At 68.3% G+C, this 9,479-nt stretch carries 10 protein-coding genes; 7 read left to right on the top strand and 3 right to left on the bottom strand.

Annotation, left to right across the window (positions count from 1 at the left end; all coding sequences use genetic code 11):
• Position 1 precedes the first annotated feature (1 nt).
• The 6 genes from mdcE (at position 2) to QP609_RS05515 (ending at position 5,356) form a co-directional block, all read left to right on the top strand.
• Complete coding sequence (gene mdcE / locus QP609_RS05540) at positions 2-706, top strand: biotin-independent malonate decarboxylase subunit gamma (protein ID WP_169411659.1); 705 nt, start codon at positions 2-4, stop codon at positions 704-706.
• Positions 699-1,340: a malonate decarboxylase holo-[acyl-carrier-protein] synthase gene (gene mdcG / locus QP609_RS05535; protein WP_134808614.1), complete on the top strand. Its 642-nt coding sequence runs from the start codon at positions 699-701 to the stop codon at positions 1,338-1,340. The genes mdcE and mdcG overlap by 8 nt, the downstream gene beginning before the upstream one ends.
• Complete coding sequence (gene mdcB / locus QP609_RS05530; RefSeq protein ID WP_197606258.1) at positions 1,337-2,191, top strand: triphosphoribosyl-dephospho-CoA synthase MdcB; 855 nt, start codon at positions 1,337-1,339, stop codon at positions 2,189-2,191. Before mdcG ends, mdcB begins: the two co-directional genes overlap by 4 nt.
• Positions 2,188-3,108 carry a malonate decarboxylase subunit epsilon gene (mdcH, locus tag QP609_RS05525; RefSeq protein WP_197606256.1) on the top strand — a complete coding sequence of 307 codons (921 nt, stop codon included), beginning with the start codon at positions 2,188-2,190 and terminating at the stop codon, positions 3,106-3,108. The genes mdcB and mdcH overlap by 4 nt, the downstream gene beginning before the upstream one ends.
• A 104-nt stretch (positions 3,109-3,212) precedes the next feature.
• Positions 3,213-4,580, top strand: coding sequence for an SLC13 family permease (locus QP609_RS05520; RefSeq protein WP_197621617.1), 1,368 nt, complete (start codon positions 3,213-3,215; stop codon positions 4,578-4,580).
• A gap of 56 nt (positions 4,581-4,636) precedes the next feature.
• The gene (locus tag QP609_RS05515) at positions 4,637-5,356 is read left to right on the top strand and encodes a GntR family transcriptional regulator (protein ID WP_049441166.1); all 720 of its coding nucleotides are present in this window, start codon (positions 4,637-4,639) and stop codon (positions 5,354-5,356) included.
• Between the two features lie 294 nt (positions 5,357-5,650).
• Here the strand turns inward: QP609_RS05515 and QP609_RS05510 are convergent, their stop codons facing one another.
• The gene (locus tag QP609_RS05510; RefSeq protein WP_197621323.1) at positions 5,651-5,974 is read right to left on the bottom strand and encodes a hypothetical protein; all 324 of its coding nucleotides are present in this window, start codon (positions 5,972-5,974) and stop codon (positions 5,651-5,653) included.
• A 153-nt stretch (positions 5,975-6,127) separates the two neighbouring features.
• Between QP609_RS05510 and QP609_RS05505 the strand changes: the two genes are divergently transcribed.
• Entirely contained in the window at positions 6,128-7,075 is a 948-nt protein-coding gene (locus QP609_RS05505; RefSeq protein WP_024956998.1) for a nucleoside hydrolase, read from the top strand.
• 4 nt (positions 7,076-7,079) lie between these two features.
• Here the strand turns inward: QP609_RS05505 and QP609_RS05500 are convergent, their stop codons facing one another.
• Both QP609_RS05500 and QP609_RS05495 read right to left on the bottom strand, forming a co-directional pair.
• Positions 7,080-8,339: an MFS transporter gene (locus tag QP609_RS05500; RefSeq protein ID WP_049441162.1), complete on the bottom strand. Its 1,260-nt coding sequence runs from the start codon at positions 8,337-8,339 to the stop codon at positions 7,080-7,082.
• A gap of 78 nt (positions 8,340-8,417) precedes the next feature.
• Complete coding sequence (locus QP609_RS05495; RefSeq protein WP_197621324.1) at positions 8,418-9,431, bottom strand: hypothetical protein; 1,014 nt, start codon at positions 9,429-9,431, stop codon at positions 8,418-8,420.
• Positions 9,432-9,479 lie beyond the last annotated feature (48 nt).

The following is a 9,479-nucleotide window of genomic DNA, read 5'->3' as shown; positions in this document are numbered from 1 at the left end:
CATGCCGTTGCAGAACCTGCTCGATGCCCTGTTCCCGCATGGGCATGCCATTGCGGTGAACGATTCGGTGCTGACCGGCAGCGCCACCACCGAGGATGGCGAGGTGACCGTGATCGGTACCGCCGACAAACTTGAAGTCGGCGTGGACCACGCACTGGCACTGGCCGAAACCGTGCTTGCCAGCACCGGCGCACATCCACAGCGACCGATCGTGATGCTGGTGGATACCGCCGGACAGCGCCTGGCGCGGCGCGACGAACTGTTGGGCATCAATGGTTACTTTGCGCATCTCGCGCAGACGCTCGATCTGGCACGCCGCCGTGGTGCGCGCCTGATCACCCTGGTCTACGGCGAATCCGTCAGTGGCGGCTTCCTCTCATTCGGCCTGATGGCCGACCACATCCACGCCCTGCCCGATGCACAGGTGCGGGTGATGGACCTGCGCGCAATGGCGCGGGTGACCAAGCAACCGCTGGAGAAGCTGCAGGCGCTCAGCCAGAGCTCGCCGGTATTCGCGCCGGGCGTCGCCAACTACGTGGCGATGGGTGCGGTGGACTCGTTGTGGGAAGGCGATCTTTCCCAGCACCTGCTGCAGGCCCTGCGCACACCCGCCGAAGGCGACCGACGTGCCGCACGCGGCGCACAGCGCGGCGGTCGCGCCCTGGCGGCAGCGGTTTCGACTGCGGTGGCCCACGGCGATGCCTGAGCGGCCCGCCCGCCACACGCTGGCCTGGCTGTCGGCCGATGCCGACTGGCGGGCTGACGTGACTGGACACGAACCGCGCCTGGCAGCATGGTTCGCACAGGGCCTGCCAGCCATGGTGGCACGCAGTGCGGCGGATGATCCCGACCCGCGGCTTCGCCTGGGGGTGCCGCTGCCGCCAGGCGAAGGCAAGCAACGGCTGGCGCTGCGCGTGGCCCTGCAGGACATCCAGCACCTGCAGCCTCCCCCTGCCCTGGATCAGATTCTCGCCGGCGGCGTTCCGGCTGATTGGCAGGCGGCACTGCAGGCAATGCTGCGGCTTGCACCGGCCCGCGTGTTCGGCGCCTTCGCCTGGCAGCACCTCAGCGGTCTGCCCTATGTGCACGCACGCTCGGACATCGACCTGCTGTGGCAGGTGGGCGACGCGCGCCAGGCCGACCTGCTGGTCGAGCGCCTGCAGCACTGGGAAAGCGCCTTCGGGCATCGGGTCGATGGCGAACTGTGCCTGGTGGATGGTGGCGCGGTGAACTGGCGCGAATACGCCGGGCGCAGCCGCGAGGTACTGGTCAAGCGCCTCGATGGTGCCGCACTGGAACTACGTGATGCGTTGTTCGCCTCCACCGGAGTGAGCGCGTGAACGCCCTCGTGCAACCGGCGGTCAGGCCAGCTGCCGTGGACAGCGCGCGTCTGGGGCGCCTCGCCATCGCCAGCCTGCACGCCGAACTGGCCCTTGCACCCAAGCCAGGGTTGGTCACCCCCTTCGACAGCGGCAGCCACCACGACATGGACGCCGGCACGTTCCTGCGCAGCCTGTTCACGCTGCGCCACTACTTCATCGCCGTGGCCTGCCTCGGTGCAGCCGAGGCGGACTTCAATGCCTTGCGCCGGTGTGGCATCTCCGCCGAAATCGCGATGCTGCGCGCGACCGCCGGCATCAACACTCATCGCGGCGCGGTCTTCAGCCTTGGCCTGCTGGTCGCGGCTTCCGCTGCCTGTCGGGGCCGCGCGGGCGGTGCCATCGCAGCCGAGCAGGTCTGCCAGGAAGTGCGCCGCTGGGCTGCCGAGCTCGCCGGCGCACCACTTGATGCGAACAGCCCTGGCCAGCGCGCGCGCGCACGGCACGGCGTGCAGGGTGTGCGCGAACAAGCGGCCGCCGGCTACCCGCTGCTGCGCGAGGTGGCACTGCCTACACTGCGCCACGCGCTGGCCAGCGACCTGCCACGCGAGGCCGCGATGTGCCAGACCCTGGTGCAGCTGATCGCGTGCGTGGATGACCTCAACCTGCTGCACCGTGGCGGCGCCAACGGCCTGTGCTGGGCCCAGCAACAGGCGCGAGGCTTCCTCGATGCCGGTGGCGCCTTCGTACCCGGCTGGCAGGCACGCCTGCACAGCATCGGTGATGGATTCGTCGCACGCCGGCTGAGCCCCGGCGGCAGTGCCGACCTGCTGGCCTGTGCCTGGTTCCTGCTGCAGCAGGAGGTCGCATGAGCCTTGCCCTGCTCTGCCCCGGCCAAGGCGTCCAGCACGCGGAGATGTTCGAACGCGTGCGCGATCTTCCGGCCGCACGCCACATCCTTGATCTGGCCAGCACGGTGCTCGGACGCGATGTATTTTCCGCCGCTGGGGCCGAAGACCGCTTCGACAATGCGCAGGCACAACCGCTGCTGTGCACGGCCAGCCTGGCGCAGTGGCAAGGACTGCGCGACTGCGTGCCAGCGCCGACGCTGATCGCTGGCTACAGCATCGGCGAGCTCGCCGCGCACGCCATTGCCGACAGCTTCGATGCGGCCACCTGCCTTGCCCTTGCGGCGCAGCGCGCGCGATTGATGGACAGCGCCAGCCCCGCCGATGCAGGCCTGCAGGCGGTGCTTGGCCTGGAACGCCATGTACTGCAGCCGCTGTGCGATCTGCACGGTGCGCACGTGGCCATCGCCAACGGGCAGGACCATTTCATCGTGGGCGGCACGCACGCCTCGTTGCAGCGGCTGGCCGATGCAGCGCGGGCGCAGGGCGCGGACATCCGTCTGCTGCCGGTGCGCGTGCCCGCACACACACCATTGCTGGCGGCGGCGGTCGCACCGTTCGCTGCCGCACTCGATGCATCGCCACTGCAGGCCCCACGCCTGCCGCTGCTGGCCGGCATCGATGCGCGACCGGTGCGGGACCGCGCAACGGCAGTCAACACGCTTTCGTTGCAACTGGCGCAGACCATCGAATGGGCGCAGGTGATGCGCCAGGCCTTCGAGCGCGGCGCGCGGGTATTCCTGCAGTTGGGCCCGGGCAACGCGCTGGCGCGCATGGTCGCGCCGGCCTATCCGTGCTGCGAGGTGCGCGCGGTGGAAGAGTTCCAGAGCCTTGAAGGCGCCGCGGCCTGGGTCCGCAGCGCGCTGGAACGGCTGCAGTAACGGGTTCGAGCAGTACGTATCACGCAACACGCCGTACGTCGCCTTACCCCGGGATGGCGGGTCTCCATCCGCGCTGTACGTGAGTCACGTGTCTGGGAGGGCGCATGAGTCCACAAATCGCAACGATCATCGGTCTGGTGATCATGTTCATCGTCGCCACCGCGATGCCGATCAACATGGGCGCGGTCGCCTTCGCGCTGGCCTTCATCATCGGGGGGCTGTGGGTCGACATGGGCGGCAAAGAGGTCCTGGCCGGCTTTCCCGGCGATCTGTTCCTGACCCTGGTCGGCATCACCTACCTGTTCGCCATCGCGCAGAAGAACGGCACCATTGACCTGCTGGTGCACTGGGCAGTGAAAGCGGTACGCGGCCATATCGTGGCCATTCCGTGGGTGATGTTCGTGATCACCGCGGTCCTGACCGCGTTCGGTGCGCTGGGCCCGGCCGCGGTCGCGATCATCGGCCCGGTCGCCCTGCGCTTTGCCAAGCAGTACAACATCAATCCACTGATGATGGGCCTGCTGGTCATCCATGGTGCGCAGGCCGGCGGCTTCTCGCCCATCAGCGTGTACGGCAGCATCACCAATGGAGTGGTGCAGAATGCCGGGCTGGAAGTGACCGAGATGGCGGTGTTCCTGACCAGCCTGGGCTTCAACTTCATGATGGCGACGATCTGCTTCTTCGCCTTCGGTGGCATCGCCCTGCTGCGTCGCGGTTCGATCACGGCAGCGGGAACGATCGGCAATGCCGAGCTGGCGATGGCAGGTGGCCCGCAGGCATCCTCGCGCCAGTTCGCGATCGAAGGCCATGGCGCGCTGGTCGCGGCGGGCGGCGGCACCCTGTCCAACGATCCGGCGGCACTGGATGAGGTCAGCCTGACCCGCGAGCGGTTGTTCACCCTGATCGGCCTGCTCGGCCTGGGCGTGGCCGCGCTGATCTACAACCTCAACGTCGGCCTGGTCTCGATCACCGTGGCTGTCGCGCTGGCACTGCTGTCGCCACAAAGCCAGAAGGGCGCGGTCGATGGCATCAGCTGGTCCACCGTGCTGCTGATCTGCGGTGTGGTGACCTACATCGGCGTGCTGGAACATGCCGGCGCGGTGGACTTCATCGGCAATGGCGTGTCCGACATCGGCATCCCGCTGCTGGGTGCACTGCTGGTCTGCTACGTGGGTGGCATCGTCTCTGCATTCGCCTCGTCGGCCGCGGTGCTCGGCGCAACGATTCCATTGGCCGTGCCGTTCCTGATGCAGGGTCACCTCAGCGCCGCTGGCGTGATCTGCGCGCTGGCGGTGTCGTCCACCATCGTCGATGTCAGCCCGTTCTCCACCAATGGCGCACTGGTGGTGGCTTCGGCAGCCAAGGAAGAGCGCGAGAGCCTGTTCCGTCGCTTCCTGGTGTACAGCGGTCTGGTGGTGGCGCTGGGGCCGTTGCTGGCCTGGGTGGTGTTCGTGGTGCCGGGCTGGATGTAACCGCCATCGGGTCGTGCCGGCCGCTGGCCGGCGCGACCTGGCGTTACACTCTGCGCATGGCCATTGCCCCTGCCCCGCGGTCACCGAAGAAGCGCGCGCCTCTGTACGAAGAGGTGGCCGAACACGTGCGCGAGCGCATCTATGACTACCGCTTGCCGCCGGGCGAGTGGATCGACGAGCCCGCGCTGTGCGAGGAACTGGGTATCAGCCGTACGCCCCTGCGCGAGGCGTTGAAGCTGCTGGCAGCCGAAGGCCTGGTGCAGATCGATGCCGGTCGTGGCAGCCGGGTCACCCGGCTGACGCTGGAAGACCTCAACCAGCTGTTCCCGGTGATGGCCATGCTGGAAGGCCGTTGCGCACACGAGGCGGTGAGGCACATCGACGATGCCGGCGTGCAACAGCTGGAGGCCCTGCATGCGGCGATGGAAGCGGCGGCGGCCGAGGGCAACATCGCCGAGTACTACCGCAACAACTACCTGATCCACGAAACCGTGCAGCATTACGCCGGCAACCCGTGGCTGATCCGCATCACCCACGACCTGCACCGCATCCTGAAGATGCATCGCGGCCGCCAGCTGCTGACCCCAGGGCGCACCGCGCAATCGCTGGCCGAGCACCGCGAGCTGATGGAGTGCTTCCGCCGCCGCGACGCGCAGGCCGCCGAACGCACCATGGAACGCCATCTGCTCAGCCAGGGCCAGGCCCTGGCCGCCTATGTGGCGGCAGGCGGGCTGTTGAACGTGCCGGCGCCCTTGCCGACCGAAGGCGGCGGCTGAGCGGATGTGGTTGCCGGCCAGCGGCCGGCACTACCGGGACGTGCCCTTGGTTGGACTGTTGAACGTGCCGTGGGCGCTTGCCCGCCGAAGGCGGCGGCTGAGCGGATTTGGTTGCCGGCCAGCGGCCGGCACTACCGGGACGTGACCTTGGTTGGGCTGCTGAACGTGCCGTGGCCGCTTGCCCGCCGAAGGCGGCGGCTGAGGGGAAGAGGTTGCCGGCCAGTGGCCGGCACTACCGGGACGTGACCTCGGCGGGTTAGTGCCGGCCGCTGGCCGGCATCCCGAAAAGTCTGATCAATCGCCACCGCAGCTGCCGCCGTCCCCCCCACCACCATCACTGCTGCAGTCGGAGCTGCTGTAGCTGTGATGGCTGTGGCTGTCACTGGAATAGCCAACGGAGGTGTCATGGCTTCCGCCGCCATCCCCCCGGCTGCCCGAGCCACCGGCCGTGGCCACTGCCAGGCACAGGATGGCGCCGACCAGCGGCAGCAGCCAGACCAGCAGCAGCTGCACCGCGCGGCCACCCGCCGACAGGCCATCACGCCTGACGATCACCACGGTAGCCGCCACGTTCAGGCCCAGCACCAGCAGGACCAGCAGAAGGGCAACGATCAACATTCGGCGGCTCCATGCCTGGACTGGAGGGCATTATGGGCCTGCCAGCCCGGCAATGGCCCTGCCCGTCATGAAGATGGGACAATGCAGGGCGCGCCTGCCTGCTTCCAGGCCGCCGGCGCCCCCCGCACCACACGGAAGAAGAAGAACAACAACATGCTGAAAGTCATTTTCGATACCGACCCGGGCGTCGACGACGCCCTGGCCCTGCTGTACCTGCACAAGCACGCCCAGATTGACCTGATCGGCGTCACCACCACCTTCGGCAATGCCTCGGTGGAGTCGACCACGCACAATGCGCTGTACCTGAAGCAGGCCTGGGGCTTTGCCGCCCCGGTCGCGCGCGGCGCCGGTGGCCCGCTGCAGCCGGAAGCCACCCCCGAAGCCTGGCCGGTGCACATCCATGGCCACAACGGCCTGGGCAACCACCCGGTGCCGGCCGAACTGGACGTGGCCGCCGACGCGCGCCCCGCTCACCAGCTGATCATCGACCTGGTCCGCGCCCATCCGGGCGAAGTGACCCTGGTCGCGGTCGGCCGCATGACCAACCTCGCGCTGGCCCTGCAGCAGGCCCCGGACATCGCCGGCCTGGTGCGCGGCGTGGTGATCATGGGCGGCGCGTTCCACGTCAACGGCAACATCACCCCGGCCGCCGAGGCCAACATCTGGGGCGATGCCGAAGCGGCCGACGTGGTGTTCACTGCCAGCTGGCCGGTCACCGCCATCGGCCTGGACGTGACCACCCGCGTGGAAATGGACCGTGACGGTCTGGACAAGCTGGCCGCCATCGGCGGTGCCGATGCCGAACTGGTGCGTGCGCTGTCGCAGGATTACGTGGACTTCTACCTGCAGGCCGGCCACAAGGGCATGGTCGTGCACGACTGCTGCGCCTGCATCGCGCTGACCCGTCCGGAGCTGTTCCAGTTCGAGCGCGCCAGCGTGCGCGTGGCCACCGACGGCGTCGCCCGCGGCATGACCATTCCCAAGCCGGAAGGCCTGGCGTTCGGCCCCAGCGTGTGGGACGGCCACGTGGTGCAGTCGATTGCCATCGGCGTCGATGCGGCCGCCGTGCTGGCCGACATCGAGCAGACCCTGAAGGTCTGACCTGCTAGCGCCTGGCCCTGCCCGGGACCGTCTCGGGCAGGGTCCACAGCACCGGCAGCACCAGCACCGCCACCAGCGCGATCATCGCGCCCGGCGCCGCCGCCCAGCCGCTGCGTTCCACCCACCATTGCGCCAGCCATGGCGTTGCCCCGCCGAAGAAGGCCGTGGCCATGGTCACGCCAAGTGCCAGCCCACTCACCCGCCCTTCGCCGGGGAACTGCTCGGCCGTGGCCGGGGCCGCCACCGCGCTCACGCCGCCGGCCACGCAGGCCAGCAGCACCGCCGCCAGCGCAATGCCCAACGGCGGCGCCTGTGCCATCCAGGCGAACAGGGACAGCGGCAACAACGCTGCCAGCAGGGTCAGGCCCAGCAGCATCGGCCGCCGCCCGACGCGGTCGGACAATGCGCCACACAGCGGCGTGATCGCAATCACTGCGACCGCCGCAATTGTCGAAAGCCACAGTGCATCGCCCTCATCGTGGCCCTGCGCGTGCAGGAACGCAGGCACATAGGTGATGCCCACGTAGTAGGTGATCGATCCCAAGGCCGAGATCGCGAAGGTGCGCGCCACCGCCAGCGGGTGGTGCTGCAGCACATGCCGCAGCGGCGTGGCAGGAATGCTGCCTTCGCGGCGCTGGCGTTCGAACTCAGGCGATTCGTGCATGCCCGAGCGCGCGACCAGGATCACCAGTGCCAGCGCAGCGCCGACGAAGAACGGAATACGCCAGCCCCAGCTGTCCAGCTGCGCGGGCGCGAGCAGCGCCACGGTGACCGCCGAGATCGCTACCGCCAGCAGTGCGCCTACTTCACTGGCGGCCGAGGCCAGCGAGGTCACCAGGCCACGCCGCCGCGCCGGTGCGCTTTCCAGCAGGTACGCCACCACGCCGGTGTACTCACCGCCCACCGAAAACGCCATCACGCAGCGCAATACCAGCAGTAGCACGCCCGCCGTGGTACCTGCGGTGGCCGCGGTTGGCAGCAACGCAGTGGCCAGCATCGCCGCCGCCATCAACGCCATCGAAGCCAGCAGCATCCAGCGCCGGCCCAGGCGGTCGCCCAGGTGGCCGAAGCACAGCGCGCCCAGCGGGCGCATCAGGTAGGACACGGCGAAGCCGGCCAGGGTGACCAGCAGCGCCTGTTCGCCGCCGCCGAAGAACACCCGCGACAACACCGTGGCGAAATACAGGTACAGGGTGAAGTCGTACCACTCCACTACCGTGGACAGGCCCGCCACCCACATCGAGCGCTGCCGCGCCGCGGTCATTGCGTGTTCGCCTTCAACAGCCTCGGTCCCGGTTGCGCAGGTTCGGGGCAGGATGTCATGGCCCGGGTGAAATACCGGTCATCGGCCATCCGCTGCCTGCATGTACTGGGTTTCATGGCCGGTGAAGCGCTCACCGTCAAAACCGAAGCAGAAGCGCCCTTCCTCGAACACGCGGTAGACCAGCAACGCGCCATCGAGGCAGAACTGCTGCCGGTCCACGCCCGTCTCCAGTGTCCCGTAGCCGGTAGCATCACCGCCCTTTCCCGCCGGCCCGGTGAAGGCATCGAACGGCAGTGGCGTCGCCCTGCCCGTGCGGGTATCGACCAGCACCAGCGTGCGCTGGAAATACTCCGGACGATCATCGACCTGTACCAGCAGGTAGTGCCGGTTGAAATTGGGTTTCTGATGCTGGAGGGCATCTTCGATGGCTGCGCGGTGCCGCGCATCGCAGAAGTCGACCGGGCTGTAGCGGTAACTGCAACCGTCGTGGTCGTAGGGCAGGTTCATGCCGGAATAGCTGATGTTTCCCTCGCTGTCCACGTCGTGGCCCAGTTCCGGGGTGCTGCACAGCAGCCACGAACGCTGCGCATCTTCGGGATCGGCCATCAGCTTCGGCTCGCGGCCCTCGTCGTAAGCCGCATCACCCGGGAAGTCCTGGCGGAAACGCTGGCGGACGATGGGACGTGCCTTCTCCAGCGGCAGGCCGATCCTGGCCCCACGGAACGAAACGAATGTCATCGTCGGCAGGATCACCTCTTCCACCGGCAGCCCCTTCCACTGCCCCTGCACGCAGAACGTGGCGATCTCGTTCTCCACGTCTTCCTTGCAGGGCTTCGGCGCGTTCGCCGCCAACCAGGGATGGGCCGGGCGCCCGGTCTGCTGATCGATGTACCAGCCGTCCAGCGCGCAGGTCGGCAAGGCGTCGAGCAGCGGAGAGAGATCTGTTGCGGTGGCCGGGGCGGCAGGCGGTGTGCCCGCTGCGGGTGCGTCGGTCGGTGCGTCCGGTGTGCGATGGCAGGCCGCCAGCGCGAGCAGACCGACCAGCAGCGCGACGTGGCGCGGGCGCTGGATTGAATGCTGCGTTCCCTGCATTGCGTGCTTCCTGGTTTCGACACTCCCTGCAGATGATCGCCGATCCCA

The organism is Stenotrophomonas sp. 8(2023) (genome assembly GCF_030345295.1).
In the GTDB taxonomy this organism is placed as follows: domain Bacteria; phylum Pseudomonadota; class Gammaproteobacteria; order Xanthomonadales; family Xanthomonadaceae; genus Stenotrophomonas; species Stenotrophomonas muris.
The sequence above is the reverse complement of the archived record's forward strand: the minus strand, read 5'-3'. Positions and strand labels throughout refer to the sequence as shown.